This is a genomic window from Mycobacterium sp. DBP42, assembly GCF_005924235.1.
GTDB classification, from domain to species: domain Bacteria; phylum Actinomycetota; class Actinomycetes; order Mycobacteriales; family Mycobacteriaceae; genus Mycobacterium; species Mycobacterium syngnathidarum.
Map to the genome: position 1 here is coordinate 260,252 of NZ_VCMY01000004.1, position 12,568 is coordinate 272,819.

Sequence of the window (12,568 nt, forward strand, 5' to 3'; positions counted from 1 at the left end):
CTGGCTAGGCGAACAGGTCCCGGTTACGGGCTGCCCACTGCGCCACCGATTCCGCCGGTGTGCCCGTCAACTGCCCGACGTTGTCGTTGGCCGCCTGGGGCTCCAGGTCGCCGTCGAGGAGGTCGAGATACCAGTGGGCGCCGTCGCCCATGACGGGGCGCAGCAGCGCCTCGGCTTCGGCGCGGTTGCACCGCTGCATGTCGACCGGGGTGCCGATGCCTGCACCGATTTGTCTGGCGATGTCGGCGCGTGACAACGCGACCGGCCCGGTGAGCTCATACATCGCGCCCAGGTGGGCATCCCGCGGCGCTGTCAACAGATGGGCCGCCACCCGGGCGATATCGTCCATCGACACCGGCGCCTCGACATGCTCCGGATTGACGTCGCGGACCGTGCCGGTCTTGATCTGCGGGGCCCACATCGTGAAGTTCTCACAGAACTCGCCGGGGCCGAGTTGGGTGTGTGCCAGACCGGAGGCGGCGACCGCCTGGGCGTACTCGGCCCAGTGCGCGTCGCCGGACAGCGCCACCACGTACTGCACACCCGCCCGCACCATCATTTCGAGCGTCCGGTCGATGGTCGCGGGGAATGGAGCCAAGTACACGCATTCGACGCCTTCGAATGCCGACGGCAGCGTCTCCGGTTTGCCCAGATAGCCGGTGATTGTCGTCACAGATTTCGGTAGCGCTGCCTTCTGCGGGTTTGCGGTCAGTGCGCGGACGTCCCCGATATCGCTGCCGCCCAAACGAATTAGTTCGTCCACGACACGCCTGCCGATGTTTCCTGTGGCTCCCGTCACCAATACCGTCATGATGCCAGGCTATCGGCGCCCTCCGACAATGCCAGAATGGCTGTCATGCGTGCGGTGCTCTGGGATATGGACGGCACGCTCGTCGACTCCGAAAAGCTCTGGGACATCGCCATGCACGCGCTCTACACGCGTCTGGGCGGGGTGCTCACCGCTGAGGTGAGGGAATCGACGGTCGGCGGTTCGTCCGAGACCGTCATGCGGATCGTCTATGAGGATCTGGGGCTGGAGCCCGAAGCCGCTGCGATGGCCGCATCGGCCGATTGGTTGCACGACTACACCGGCGAGCTCTTCGAGCAGGGATTACCGTGGCGGCCGGGTGCCCAGGAGATGCTCGACGGCCTCACCGCCGCGGGAGTCCCGATGGCCCTGGTGACCAACACCCGCCGGGATCTGGCTGAACGGGCCTTGAACAGCATTGGCCGCCACTACTTTTCGGTGACCGTCTGCGGTGACGAGGTCGCCAGCGGCAAGCCGGCACCTGACCCGTATCTGCGGGCGGCCGATCTTCTCGGCGTCTCCACCACGTCCTGCCTGGCGATCGAGGATTCGGTCGCCGGCACGGCGTCCGCCGAGGCCGCCGGCTGCCCGGTATTGGTGATACCCAACGATGTCGAGGTGCCCGGCGGTCCGCTTCGTCGGCACGTTTCTTCGCTGGCGCATCTCGATGTCGACGGGCTTCGCGCGGTGTATCACGAACTGAATTCCCAAGCCGGAGAACGCACCGCCTGATCGGGCCCGTGTGATTCAATGTGAGCCTGATCACGCGTTGCTGCGGAAGGGCGTTCCATGACTCACGGACCGGTCGACGATCCTGCATCGGCCCTGGATTACGAGGAATCCGAGCACAGCGGCCGAGTGGTCCGGATCGCGTCGGTGGCCGCATTGGGCGGGCTGCTTTTCGGGTATGACAGCGCGGTGATCAACGGCGCGGTGGCCGCGCTGCAGGATGAATTCCAGATCAACAACGTAGTTCTGGGTTCAGCGGTGGCTTCGGCGCTGCTCGGGGCCGCGGTGGGCGCGCTGACCGCGGGTCAGCTCGCCGACCGGATCGGCCGGCGGTCGGTCATGAAGCTCGCGGCATTGTTGTTCTTCATCAGCGCGATCGGTACCGCCGTCGCCACCCACATCTGGCTGGTGGTCATCTTCCGCATCATCGGTGGCCTCGGTGTCGGGGTGGCCTCGGTCATCGCGCCGACGTACATCGCCGAGACGGCCCCGCCTCGCATCCGTGGGCGACTGGGCTCGCTTCAGCAGTTGGCGATCGTCACCGGAATCTTCCTGTCCTTGTCGATCGACTACCTACTGGCCCATTTGGCCGGCGGCTCCCGCGAGGAACTGTGGTTCGGGCTTGCGGCCTGGCGGTGGATGTTCCTGGTGATGGCGATACCGGCACTGGTGTACGGCTTGCTGGCCTACACCATCCCGGAGTCTCCTCGCTACCTGGTCGCCAAGTTCCGGATTCCGGAGGCACGCAAGGTTCTTTCGATGCTGCTCGGCGAGAAGAACCTGGAGATCACCATTCACCGGATCGAAGACTCGCTGAAATCCGAGAAACCGCCGTCCTGGCAGGATCTGCTCAAGCCGCGGGCCTCCGCGGGCAGGTTCGCCGCCTGGGTTCGGCGCTACGTGTGGCTGTTGCTGTTGCTGTGCATCGTGTTGGCTGTCCTCTCGGTTTCATTGGGCTTGTGGCTGCTGGCGGTGGTCTTCGCCGCGCTCGGCATCGGGGCGGCCGTCATCAGTGGGCTGTACGGAATCGTCTGGATTGGGTTGGGACTGTCCATATTCCAGCAGTTCGTCGGCATCAACGTGATCTTCTACTACTCGAATGTGTTGTGGGAGGCCGTCGGATTCGAGGAGAGCCAGGCCTTCACCATCACGGTGATCACGTCGGTGACCAACATCGTCACCACGTTGATCGCCATCGCGTTGATCGACAAGATCGGGCGCAAGCCGCTGTTGCTGATCGGCTCCACCGGTATGGCGATCACCCTGGGCACCATGGCCGTGATCTTCGGAACCGCCCCGCAGGTCGACGGTCAGCCTCAGCTCGACGGTGCGGCCGGGCCGATCGCGCTGATCGCGGCGAACCTGTTCGTGGTGGCCTTCGGCATGTCGTGGGGCCCGGTGGTCTGGGTACTTCTGGGCGAGATGTTCCCCAACCGCATCCGGGCGGCGGCGCTGGGCTTGGCGGCTGCGGGCCAGTGGGTGGCGAACTGGCTGATCACCGTGTCCTTCCCGGAGTTGCGGAACGTGCTCGGCGTGGCCTACGGCTTCTACGCGCTGTGTGCGTTTCTGTCGTTGCTTTTCGTGTGGAAGTGGGTCGGGGAAACCAAGGGCAAACACCTTGAGGACATGCACGCGGAGGCGTTGAGGGCGTAGTGCTCGCCGGCAGCTCAATCGGCCGGGAGTGGGGGAGGCTCGTAGTCGTCTGAATACGGACCGCAGCCGACGCCGCGGGCGATCTCGACGGCCGCCTCGATCAACTGATCCGGTGCGAGGTCACGGTGGGCCAGATAGACCTCACACCGTCCGACAACCACCCACGTACTGGACAATTGCGGCTGCACCAGGGCGAATTCGTCCGGTGCGGAGCGTTGTGCCGCGTACGTTCCCGGGGTGAGTTCGCCGCCGTAGCGCAGTTCTTCGACTTCGGCGGCGAAGTCGTCGACGGGGTGGATCGACACGGTCAGCCTCGGCGCCGAGGCCACGTCGTCGCCCCAGGACGCGGACAGGCAATCGAGCGGAAGGATCGGGTTGGCCAGACGATTGTTCTGGACCAGGCCGTCCATCGTCAGGTGTTTGGACAGGATCGCGTGGATCGCGGTGACCCGGGCAGTGTAGGTCGGCAGCTCGTCGCCGACTGGTTCGCTCACCCTTCTATTGCACCGCACGAATCGACCCCTGCCGAGCATGAAACAATTCATGCCTGTGAAGACCTTCGAGGCCCTGTTTGCCGAACTCAGCGACAAAGCGCGCACCAGACCTGCCGGTAGCGGCACGGTCGCCGCACTTGACGCCGGCGTCCATGGGCTGGGCAAGAAGATCCTGGAGGAGGCCGGCGAGGTGTGGCTGGCCGCCGAGCACGAGAGCGACGAATCGCTCGCCGAGGAGGTCAGCCAGTTGCTGTACTGGACCCAGGTGCTGCTGATCTCCCGGGGCCTGACCCTTGACGACGTCTACCGGAAGTTGTGAGCCGTGGCCGAACAGATGTTGCGCGTCGCGGTGCCCAACAAGGGCTCGCTCAGCGATGCGGCCGCCGAGATCCTCTCCGAGGCCGGGTACCGGCGCCGGCGCGACCCCAAGGACCTGACCGTCGTCGATCCGGTCAACAACGTCGAGTTCTTCTTTCTGCGGCCCAAGGACATCGCGATCTATGTGGGTTCGGGGCAGCTCGATCTGGGCATCACCGGACGGGACCTGGCCGCGGATTCTGACGCCCCGGTACGCGAGCGCCTGTCACTGGGCTTCGGCAACTCCACCTTCCGGTACGCCGGCCCGGCCGGGCGCGAGTGGACCCCCCAGGATCTGGCCGGCAAGCGGATCGCCACCTCGTTCCCGAACCTGGTGCGCAAGGACCTTGCCGCGCAGGGGATCGAGGCTTCGGTGATCCGATTGGACGGAGCGGTGGAGATCTCGATCCAGCTCGGCGTCGCTGACGTAATCGCCGACGTGGTCGGCTCGGGTCGCACGCTGGGACTGCACGACTTGGTGGCATTCGGTGCACCGCTGTGCGAGTCGGAGGCGGTGCTGATCGAACGCGATGGCCCCGACGGCGACGACAATGCCTCCGCGCGGGATCAGCTGACGGCCCGTGTGCAGGGCGTGGTGTTCGGCCAGCAGTACCTGATGCTGGATTACGACTGCCCGCGTTCGGTTCTGGAGCAGGCCACCGCGGTGACACCGGGCCTGGAGTCACCGACCATCGCCCCGTTGGCGGACCCGGATTGGGTGGCCGTGCGGGCTCTGGTGCCGCGCCGTGACGTCAACGCCATCATGGATGAGATCGCCGCGATCGGCGCCAAAGCGATACTGGCATCAGATATTCGGTTCTGCCGTCTCTAGCGCGCGGATACCGCACTCCTTGATCGGCGCGTGCCGTGGCACGTTGCGTGTTAGCGTCCGGGTGACAATTTCAGGCCTCGGAGGTCGGCGTGACGCATTTTCTGGTTCTGTTGTTGGCTCTTCTCATCGGCGTGGTGGCCGGGTTGCGGGCGTTCACCGCGCCGGCCGCGGTGGCGTGGGCCGCCGCGCTGGACTGGATCAACCTCGACGGCACCTGGGTCGAGTGGTTGGCGCATCCGGTCACGGTGACCGTGTTGACCATTCTCGCTGTGGTGGAGTTGGTGACCGACCAGCTGCCGCGGACGCCAAGCCGTAAGACACCGGTACAGTTCATCGCCCGCCTGATCACCGGTGCGTTCGCCGGTGCGGTGATCGGCACCGCGTGGGGCTACACGTTCACCGCGCTCGGTGCGGCACTCGTCGGTGCCGTGCTCGGCACCCTGGGAGGCTACGAGGCGCGAAAGCGGTTGGTCGGCCGCAACGATGGCCATGATCTGCCGGTCGCCCTGTTCGAAGACGCGGTCGCCGTACTCGGCGGTTTCGCGGTCGCGGCCCTGACCTCCGTGCTCTAGCGCATGGCGGCTGCGCAGAGTTTCGACGCAATCGTCATCGGCGCGGGTCAGGCCGGGCCGCCGCTGGCGGGCCGATTGACCGCGGCGGGGCAGACCGTCGCAGTGATCGAGCGCAAGCTGGTCGGCGGCACCTGCGTCAACTACGGCTGCATTCCCACCAAAACCCTTGTGGCCAGTGCGCATGCCGCCCACCTCGCGCGGCGCGGCGCGGATTTCGGTGTGGGCACAGGCGAAATCGACGTCGACATGGCCAAGGTCAAGGCCCGCAAGGACGAGATCATGCTCGCCGATCGCCACGGAGTCGAGGACTGGCTGCAGGGCATGGACGGGGCGACGCTGATCCGCGGCCACGCACGTTTCGTCGACCCGCACACCATCGACGTCGACGGCTGGTTGCTGCGAGCTGACCGGATCTTTCTCAATGTCGGTGGCCGGGCGGTGGTCCCGGAGTTCCCCGGCCTGGACGGCATCGACTACCTGACCAACGTCGGCATCTTGGACCTCGACGAGGTGCCCGAGCACCTGGTGATCGTGGGCGGTAGTTACATCGCGCTCGAGTTCGCGCAGATGTACCGCCGGTTCGGGGCCCGGGTCACGGTGATCGAGAAGGGCCCGCGGCTGACCTCCCGCGAGGACGAGGATGTGTCGGCCACCATCGCCGAGATCCTGCGCGCCGAGGGGATCGACGTGGTGCTCAACGCGACCGGTATCCGCTTTGCCAAGCGGGACAGCGGTTTCGAGGTGACGCCCCGCGACGGTGCGGATCCGATCGCGGGGACACACCTGCTGCTCGCGGTGGGACGGGCGCCAAACACCGACGACCTCGCGCTGGAGAACGCCGGTGTGGATCTCGACCAGCGGGGCTACGTCGTGGTCGACGATCAGCTGCGCACCACAGCCGAACACATTTGGGCGATGGGGGACTGCAACGGCAAAGGCGCGTTCACTCACACGTCCTACAACGACTTCGAGATCGTCGCCGCGAATCTGCTCGACGACGATCCGCGCCGGGTCAGTGATCGCCTCACCACCTATGCGCTCTATATCGACCCGCCGCTGGGCCGGGCCGGGATGACGGTTGATCAGGTGCGGAAGTCCGGCCGAAAAGCGTTGGTGGGCAAGCGCCCGATGACCAGGGTCGGTCGTGCGGTGGAGAAGGGCGAGACCCAGGGCTTCATGAAGGTGGTGGTGGATGCCGAGACCGAGGAGATTCTGGGAGTGGCCATCCTCGGCGTCGGTGGGGATGAGGTGGTGCACTCGGTCCTCGACATCATGACGGCCAAACTGCCCTACACCGCGATATCGCGCACGATGCACATCCACCCCACCGTCAGCGAGCTGGTACCTACGATGCTGCAGGAGCTGAAGCCGCTGGACTGAGCGTGCGGCCGATATTGAGCTGACGGGTCACCAGCGCGACCCGGTGCCCTAGGTGGCGGCAGGTGCGCACGTCGGAGGGGTGCACCTGATCGGGGTTGGCGTCCACGTTGGTCTGGGCGCCGGCGCCCAGAAAGAAGCCGAGCCGGTTGAGATCGTCCTCACTGCTGAACGAGGTGTTCCAGCCGGTGCTCAAACCCAGATTCACCCAATGCATGTGGTGCTGGGCGGCGAAGACCGCCAGTGAACTGAGCGTGTTGAGCTTGTCGCCGCTCTTGCCGCCGGAGTTCGTGAAACCGGCCGCCACCTTGTCGCGCCACCTGCCTTCCATGCACCGGGCGCCGGTCTTCTCGGCGAAGGCCTGAAATCCCGCCGACACGTTGCCCATGTAGGTGGGGCTGCCGAAGATCATGGCGTCCACGTTGTCCAGCACGTCCCAATCCCGCTCGGTCATGGTTTCGACGTGCATGACGGTGGCGTCGGCTCCGGCGTCGGCGGCGCCGGCCGCGACCGCGGTGGCCAGGGTCGCCGTGTGGCCGAATCCGGAATGGTGGACCACCGCGACGGCGGGTGCGGCGATGTCAGTTCCGTTGTGGGGCATCTTCGTTTCCTTTTCGTGGGGTCCATTGGGTGCCGAGTGATTGAGCGACGTCTTGATAGCGCCGGGCCCAGTCGGGGAGGGGGGCGCCGGCGAGGAATGCCTCCAGTCGGTCGAGGTAGGCGTGGGTGCCGGGGTGGAATCCCTGACCGTCGGAGACCGTCAGGCCGCGGTGGCTGAAGCGGAGCAGGGTGCCGTCGCCGTCGGGGATGAGCTCATAACGCACGACGCCGGGTTCAGGTGCGGACAGGATCGGCTGGTTCCATTCGTGCTCGAAAACCCTTGGCGGGTCCCATACCCGGATCCGCCCGGTCATCGTCTTCTGTTGTGCCGGGATCGGCGGCGAGTGGGGAATCATCTCGATTGTGCCGCCTTCGCCGGCCTCGATCGTCGTTTCGCCCATCCATTGGTTGCGTTGTGCCGGATCGGTGATGGCGGCCCACACCGCCTCGACCGGATAGGGCAGCCGCCGTTCGAAGTTCAGCGCGGCCCGGTCGCCCTCGACGGTGAGTTTTCCTTCGCGGCTGGTCATTTCGTCTCCTTGTGTGTCGACTTGAGATGACGTTCCAGGGCGTCGAGATGATCGGCCCAGTAGCGCCGATACCGTTCGATCCAGTCATCGATCTGCATCAGGCCGTCGGCGCGCAAGGCGTAGATGCGGCGTTGCGCGTCGGGCCGGACCTCGACCAGGCCGACCTCACGCAGTATCCGCAGGTGTCGTGACACCGTGGGCTGGGTCAGTCCGGGCAAGGTGGCCACCAGCTCACCTGCGGTGCGTTCACCGTCGACCAGGGCGTCGAGCAACGCACGGCGGCTGGGTTCGGCGACCGCTTCGAACACGTCCATGCCTTGAGTATTGCACTGCGTCTATATAGACGCAAGGGAATATATCTGCTGAAGCGTAATACCAGCGCCTACGCGCAACCCGCCAATGCAGGGTCGCGTAGATTCTTTGAGGACCAATCCGAGCACCTGACACAGCAGCATTCAACGAAGGCCATCATGTCCGAGGATCAGAACGCAGACGTTCCACCGAATCACCTCTCCATCGACCCGCGGAGCGCCTTCTACGACGAAGAGGTGCTTCTCCGCGACGTGGGTATCCGCTTCAACGGCGTCGAGAAAACCAATGTCCACGAATACGACGTGGCCGAGGGCTGGGTGCGTGTTGAGGTCCCTACCGCGAAGGATCGCCGCGGAAATCCTATGGTCGTCAAGCTCAGCGGCACGGTTGAACCTTATTTCCGGTCGCCCCAGTAGGGGCGCGGTCTAGTTGCCGGATCGGAGCGCGGCGCGTTGCAGGCGTAGCTGGCCGATCTCCGCGGCGTTCTTGGTCAACTCGACGTTCAACCACAACACCATGTCGGCCAGTGACCGGCCGGAATCGGGTCCCCACGGAAACGTCGCGGGCCCAAGGAGATCCGTGTCTGTCAACGACTCCAGCAGGCTGCGCCACTGAGCGCTGAGCGCATTGATCCGCTGCACGGCAGTGCCGGGCCCGGGCCAGTCGATCTCGGAGCGTGGCGGTGGTGTTCGGCCCTGGGCCTGCGCCACCGCGCTGGTCCACCAAAAGATCATGTGCCAGGTGAGCCAGCCGATGGTCGGTACCGGAATCGGGTCGGGCTCGGTGTCTGCCCAGTCCGGCCACCATCGACCCGCAACGTCCCGGTGCACCGTCCACACCCGAGGGCCGGGCTCCCACAGGTGATCCTCGTCGGTCAGCGCCGACAGGTGCAGGTCGGTCAGCGCCCAGGCCAGGTCGAACTGACGGCGCAGCTGCGCGATCACGGTGCCCGCATCACCAGCAGCGTCTGCGCGGACGTGCCGATAAACCCTTTGCGGTCAAAGATTTCCGCTGTTGTCACGCCGATCCCATCGGGTCCGATGGAGCCGCGGGCCCGCACCGCGAAGTCCGAGCCCTCCGGCAGGCGGTGAAGGTGTACGGCGGTGTCGGTGTTCATGAAGACGAACTTCTCCGGATCCAGCGCCGCGCCGATACCGTTCGCCGAATCCACCACGAGCGCCAGGCGCTGAAGAGCCGTCGTCTCCTCGTCGTCGACCACCGGCGTCAGCGGACTCATCCACGCCACGGCCGCCTCGCCCTCGGCGGTGCGCTGCCGTCGCCACGACACGCTCTCCAGGTAGCCCGGCGCGCCTTCCCAGTTGTGTGCCACGTCGGCCGCCTCGCCCTCCACCAACGGCGGGAAGCGATCGGTGACCACGTCACTGGTGTCGCTGGGCGCCAGCAACCAGGCGGTCACCCGGGCCACCGCACGCCAGCTGCCGTCGGGCCGGGCCGCCTCCATCTCCGAGACCACCATCGAGATCCGTGATCCCGGCCGGTCCACCCAGGCCCGAACCCGCACCGGCGCAACCGGAATCGCGCCGAGGATGTCCAGCGTCAACCGTCCGACGCGCAGCCCCGAACCCGCGGTCAACTCCTCGATGGACTTGGTCAACAACGCCAGCGGCGGCGAGCCGTGCTGAATGGCCGGATCCCAGTTGCTCCGGGTGTCGGCGGTGGATTCGAACAGCTGGTACTCACCATCGGCACCGAGCCGACGGTAATGACACCCGATCATGCAGCTCCTGATTCTGGCCACCCGGGATACGGCGGCGGGGTGCCGCCGAACGCCGGGCACAAACTCTGATGTGCGCACCACGAGCACAACTTCGACGGGTTGGGCCGGAAGTCGCCCGTGGCGCCGGCCGCTTGGATGGCCTTCCAGATCGCCATCAGCGTGCGCTCGAAGCGCAGCAGCTCGTCGTGCTCGGGGGAGTAGTCGAGCACCTGACCGTCGGCCAGATACAACAGCCGCAGCCGCGACGGCATCACCCCGCGCGAGCGCAGTAACGCCACCGCGTAGAACTTCATCTGGAACATCGCCTTGAACTCGGCCTGCGCCCGTGCCTCGGGCGGGGCCTTGCCGGTTTTGTAGTCGACGACGCGCAACTCGCCTGACGGTGCGACATCGATGCGGTCGACGAAACCACGTAGCAGGGTGCCGTCGGCCAATTCGACCTCGAGGCGGTGCTCACAGCACTGCGGATCGAACCGCGTCGGATCCTCCAGTCGGTAGTACCCCGACAGCAGGGCCCGGGCCTCGGCAAGCAGCGTGGCCGGGTATTCGGTGTCGGCCAGCTCGGGCTCGGCCGCCACCACCTGCTCCCACGCCGGCTCGACCAGTGTCAGCGCGGTGTCATGCACCCGCTCGGCCGCGGGCAGCCCGTACAGCTGCTCCAACGCGGCGTGCACGAGCGAACCACGCAGCTGGGCGGTGGACCGAGGCTCGGGGAGCCGGTCGATGGCGCGGAACCGGTACAGCAGCGGGCACTGCTTGAAATCGCCGGCCCGCGACGGCGACAGCGCCGGGCGGCGCGGTAACGGGGCCGGTTCGTCGTTCACATCCGTAAGCCTAGGACGCAGGCCCGACAATCTTCCGCAGCCCCGCGCACCTGGCCCAGTGGGTGTACTGGCAGGCTGGACGTCCGTGGCAGCGAAGAGACCGACCGGACCGTTTGCCGTTGGCGACCGGGTGCAACTCACCGACGCCAAGGGGCGGCGCTACACGATGGTGCTCAACCCCGGCGGCGAGTTCCACACCCATCGCGGCATCATCGCCTTCGATGACGTGATCGGGCTGCCGGAAGGCAGCGTGGTCAAATCCACCAACGGCGATCAGTTCCTGGTGCTGCGTCCTCTTCTGGTCGACTACGTGATGTCGATGCCGCGCGGCGCACAGGTGATCTACCCGAAGGACGCCGCGCAGATCGTCCACGAGGGCGATATCTTCCCGGGCGCCCGGGTGTTGGAGGCAGGCGCCGGCTCCGGCGCGCTGACCTGCTCGCTGCTGCGCGCGGTCGGCCCCGAGGGACGCGTGACATCCTACGAGATCCGCGACGACCACGCCCCGACCGCCGAGAAGAATGTCATCACCTTCTTCGGTGAGCGGCCCGACAACTGGGACCTGGTGATCGGTGACCTGGCCGACTACGACGGCCCGGAGATGGACCGCGTGGTGCTCGACATGCTGGCACCCTGGGAGGTGCTGCCGGCAGTCTCCAAAGCGTTGGTGGCCGGCGGTGTGTTGATCATCTACGTCGCCACTGTCACCCAGCTGTCGCGGGCCGTGGAGGCCCTTCGCGAGCAGCAGTGCTGGACCGAACCTCGGGCCTGGGAGAGCATGCAGCGCGGTTGGCACGTGGTGGGCCTGGCGGTGCGCCCGGAGCACAACATGCGCGGCCACACCGCGTTTCTGATCAGCGCCCGCAAACTCGCACCGGGTGCGGTGGCGCCAATCCCGCTGCGCAAGAAGCGTCAGCTTGCGGTGGAGTCTCAGATGGCCGGCGAGTCCGAGCCGGACGACTGACGGATCAGTCGTCGCTGTGGTGCAGGCCCCGACGGGTGGACAGCAGCTCGAGTTCGGGGCGACCGGCCACCATCCGTTCGGCGGCGTCGAGCACGTCGATCACGTGCGCCCGATCGGCGGCGACCAGGGCGACCCCGATGCCGGCTCGGCGATGTAGATCCTGAGCTCCGGTCTCGGCGGCCGACACGGCGAGCTTGCGGTGCAGCTCGGCGATCACCGGCCGGATCAGCGAGCGCTTCTGTTTGAGCGAGTGCACGTCACCAAGCAGCAGGTCGAACTCCAGCCAGCCGATCCACATGGCGGCTCAGCGCGTCGGAGCGTCCGGCGAACCCGCCGCCGATCCCATCTCGAGCAGAAGATCGGCGGTGTGCCGGGTCAGCTGCCAGCCGTCGCCGTGCGGGGTGAATTCCATCGGGAAACTGAAGTGGCGGTCCGAATCCTCGCCGCCGGCAGTCACCTTGACGGTCGCCACCACGTTGGCAGGCTCGGTCTGGGACCAGGCCAGGTCGGTGGCTTCGAAGGCCAGGGGGCTGAATCCGTTGTCGGCCAGGGCGCGGCCGAACTTGTCCAGCGCGGCGGCGTCATCGGCGGTGCCCTGTTCGACCAGGACGACCTTTTCCGCGCCGGGGACATTGACGTCGGCAAGCCGGTCCAGCACGCCGGTGAGCGCTTCGGGAGCGGGCAGTGGCGCGGCGGGCGGTGCGGCCGGCGCCGTGGTGGTCAGCGCACTCGTCATCGGGTGCGAGGTTTTGGCCGGATGGTCGCCGCTGCTGCACCC

18 protein-coding genes are annotated in these 12,568 nt (G+C 66.5%); 8 read left to right on the forward strand and 10 right to left on the reverse strand.

The features are described from left to right. Positions 1-4 precede the first annotated feature (4 nt). Positions 5-811: an NAD(P)H-binding protein gene (locus tag E0T84_RS07220; protein WP_138744103.1), complete on the reverse strand. Its 807-nt coding sequence runs from the start codon at positions 809-811 to the stop codon at positions 5-7. Positions 812-856: 45 nt separating this feature from the next. On the opposite strand from E0T84_RS07220, the gene E0T84_RS07225 reads away from it, so the two are divergent. Then, positions 857-1,540, forward strand: coding sequence for an HAD family phosphatase (locus E0T84_RS07225; protein ID WP_138744163.1), 684 nt, complete (start codon positions 857-859; stop codon positions 1,538-1,540). A gap of 57 nt (positions 1,541-1,597) precedes the next feature. Then, positions 1,598-3,190, forward strand: coding sequence for a sugar porter family MFS transporter (locus E0T84_RS07230; RefSeq protein WP_070188704.1), 1,593 nt, complete (start codon positions 1,598-1,600; stop codon positions 3,188-3,190). A 14-nt stretch (positions 3,191-3,204) separates the two neighbouring features. Here E0T84_RS07230 and E0T84_RS07235 read toward each other — a convergent pair whose 3' ends face one another. After that, positions 3,205-3,684, reverse strand: a complete 480-nt coding sequence (locus E0T84_RS07235) for a hypothetical protein (protein WP_138744104.1) — start codon at positions 3,682-3,684, stop codon at positions 3,205-3,207. Between the two features lie 37 nt (positions 3,685-3,721). On the opposite strand from E0T84_RS07235, the gene E0T84_RS07240 reads away from it, so the two are divergent. The 4 genes from E0T84_RS07240 to E0T84_RS07255 all read left to right on the forward strand — a co-directional run bounded on the left by E0T84_RS07240 (position 3,722) and on the right by E0T84_RS07255 (position 6,825). Then, the gene (locus E0T84_RS07240) at positions 3,722-4,003 is read left to right on the forward strand and encodes a phosphoribosyl-ATP diphosphatase (RefSeq protein ID WP_070188706.1); all 282 of its coding nucleotides are present in this window, start codon (positions 3,722-3,724) and stop codon (positions 4,001-4,003) included. A 15-nt stretch (positions 4,004-4,018) separates the two neighbouring features. Continuing rightward, the gene (hisG, locus tag E0T84_RS07245) at positions 4,019-4,873 is read left to right on the forward strand and encodes an ATP phosphoribosyltransferase (RefSeq protein ID WP_138744164.1); all 855 of its coding nucleotides are present in this window, start codon (positions 4,019-4,021) and stop codon (positions 4,871-4,873) included. A gap of 89 nt (positions 4,874-4,962) precedes the next feature. Then, entirely contained in the window at positions 4,963-5,445 is a 483-nt protein-coding gene (locus tag E0T84_RS07250) for a DUF4126 family protein (RefSeq protein WP_138744105.1), read from the forward strand. A 3-nt stretch (positions 5,446-5,448) separates the two neighbouring features. Then, on the forward strand, positions 5,449-6,825 hold the full coding sequence (locus tag E0T84_RS07255; RefSeq protein ID WP_138744106.1) for an FAD-containing oxidoreductase: 1,377 nt from the start codon (positions 5,449-5,451) through the stop codon (positions 6,823-6,825). On the opposite strand, the gene E0T84_RS07260 is transcribed toward E0T84_RS07255, so the two are convergent. From E0T84_RS07260 to E0T84_RS07270, 3 genes are read right to left on the reverse strand one after another with little or no spacing between them, the layout of a single operon-like run. Then, a complete protein-coding gene (locus E0T84_RS07260) occupies positions 6,791-7,423 on the reverse strand; it encodes a flavodoxin family protein (RefSeq protein ID WP_171054933.1) in 633 nt (210 codons plus the stop codon). The two genes, E0T84_RS07255 and E0T84_RS07260, sit on opposite strands and share 35 nt — an antisense overlap. Beyond that, positions 7,404-7,952: an SRPBCC family protein gene (locus E0T84_RS07265; protein WP_138744107.1), complete on the reverse strand. Its 549-nt coding sequence runs from the start codon at positions 7,950-7,952 to the stop codon at positions 7,404-7,406. The genes E0T84_RS07260 and E0T84_RS07265 overlap by 20 nt, the downstream gene beginning before the upstream one ends. Then, the gene (locus E0T84_RS07270; protein ID WP_138744108.1) at positions 7,949-8,266 is read right to left on the reverse strand and encodes a helix-turn-helix transcriptional regulator; all 318 of its coding nucleotides are present in this window, start codon (positions 8,264-8,266) and stop codon (positions 7,949-7,951) included. The genes E0T84_RS07265 and E0T84_RS07270 overlap by 4 nt, the downstream gene beginning before the upstream one ends. 156 nt (positions 8,267-8,422) lie before the next feature. Between E0T84_RS07270 and E0T84_RS07275 the strand changes: the two genes are divergently transcribed. Further along, positions 8,423-8,680, forward strand: a complete 258-nt coding sequence (locus tag E0T84_RS07275; protein ID WP_138744109.1) for a DUF3297 family protein — start codon at positions 8,423-8,425, stop codon at positions 8,678-8,680. A gap of 9 nt (positions 8,681-8,689) precedes the next feature. On the opposite strand, the gene E0T84_RS07280 is transcribed toward E0T84_RS07275, so the two are convergent. Genes E0T84_RS07280 through E0T84_RS07290 form a run of 3 tightly spaced genes read right to left on the reverse strand, consistent with a single transcriptional unit; the run spans position 8,690 to position 10,826 of the window. After that, on the reverse strand, positions 8,690-9,208 hold the full coding sequence (locus E0T84_RS07280; protein ID WP_138744110.1) for a DinB family protein: 519 nt from the start codon (positions 9,206-9,208) through the stop codon (positions 8,690-8,692). Next, positions 9,205-10,002: a thioesterase family protein gene (locus E0T84_RS07285; protein ID WP_138744111.1), complete on the reverse strand. Its 798-nt coding sequence runs from the start codon at positions 10,000-10,002 to the stop codon at positions 9,205-9,207. The genes E0T84_RS07280 and E0T84_RS07285 overlap by 4 nt, the downstream gene beginning before the upstream one ends. After that, entirely contained in the window at positions 9,999-10,826 is an 828-nt protein-coding gene (locus tag E0T84_RS07290) for a RecB family exonuclease (RefSeq protein WP_138744112.1), read from the reverse strand. Before E0T84_RS07290 ends, E0T84_RS07285 begins: the two co-directional genes overlap by 4 nt. Positions 10,827-10,911: 85 nt before the next feature. Here E0T84_RS07290 and E0T84_RS07295 point away from each other — a divergent pair, with 85 nt between their 5' ends. Continuing rightward, positions 10,912-11,790, forward strand: a complete 879-nt coding sequence (locus E0T84_RS07295) for a tRNA (adenine-N1)-methyltransferase (RefSeq protein ID WP_138744113.1) — start codon at positions 10,912-10,914, stop codon at positions 11,788-11,790. A gap of 4 nt (positions 11,791-11,794) precedes the next feature. Here the strand turns inward: E0T84_RS07295 and E0T84_RS07300 are convergent, their stop codons facing one another. Together E0T84_RS07300 and E0T84_RS07305 are read right to left on the reverse strand one after the other, a co-directional pair. Further along, on the reverse strand, positions 11,795-12,088 hold the full coding sequence (locus E0T84_RS07300) for a DUF503 domain-containing protein (protein ID WP_138744114.1): 294 nt from the start codon (positions 12,086-12,088) through the stop codon (positions 11,795-11,797). A 6-nt stretch (positions 12,089-12,094) separates the two neighbouring features. Further along, positions 12,095-12,526, reverse strand: coding sequence for a hypothetical protein (locus E0T84_RS07305; protein WP_249383587.1), 432 nt, complete (start codon positions 12,524-12,526; stop codon positions 12,095-12,097). Positions 12,527-12,568: the final 42 nt, after the last annotated feature.

Coding starts and splice junctions, on each gene's coding strand:
- hisG (WP_138744164.1), top strand. CDS start 4,019: ATGTTGCGCGTCGCGGTGCCCAACAAGGGCTCGCTCAGCGATGCGGCC.
- E0T84_RS07265 (WP_138744107.1), bottom strand. CDS start 7,952: ATGACCAGCCGCGAAGGAAAACTCACCGTCGAGGGCGACCGGGCCGCG.
- E0T84_RS07240 (WP_070188706.1), top strand. CDS start 3,722: ATGAAACAATTCATGCCTGTGAAGACCTTCGAGGCCCTGTTTGCCGAA.
- E0T84_RS07230 (WP_070188704.1), top strand. CDS start 1,598: ATGACTCACGGACCGGTCGACGATCCTGCATCGGCCCTGGATTACGAG.
- E0T84_RS07260 (WP_171054933.1), bottom strand. CDS start 7,423: ATGCCCCACAACGGAACTGACATCGCCGCACCCGCCGTCGCGGTGGTC.
- E0T84_RS07255 (WP_138744106.1), top strand. CDS start 5,449: ATGGCGGCTGCGCAGAGTTTCGACGCAATCGTCATCGGCGCGGGTCAG.
- E0T84_RS07275 (WP_138744109.1), top strand. CDS start 8,423: ATGTCCGAGGATCAGAACGCAGACGTTCCACCGAATCACCTCTCCATC.
- E0T84_RS07220 (WP_138744103.1), bottom strand. CDS start 811: ATGACGGTATTGGTGACGGGAGCCACAGGAAACATCGGCAGGCGTGTC.
- E0T84_RS07285 (WP_138744111.1), bottom strand. CDS start 10,002: ATGATCGGGTGTCATTACCGTCGGCTCGGTGCCGATGGTGAGTACCAG.
- E0T84_RS07300 (WP_138744114.1), bottom strand. CDS start 12,088: ATGTGGATCGGCTGGCTGGAGTTCGACCTGCTGCTTGGTGACGTGCAC.
- E0T84_RS07225 (WP_138744163.1), top strand. CDS start 857: ATGCGTGCGGTGCTCTGGGATATGGACGGCACGCTCGTCGACTCCGAA.
- E0T84_RS07305 (WP_249383587.1), bottom strand. CDS start 12,526: ATGACGAGTGCGCTGACCACCACGGCGCCGGCCGCACCGCCCGCCGCG.
- E0T84_RS07270 (WP_138744108.1), bottom strand. CDS start 8,266: ATGGACGTGTTCGAAGCGGTCGCCGAACCCAGCCGCCGTGCGTTGCTC.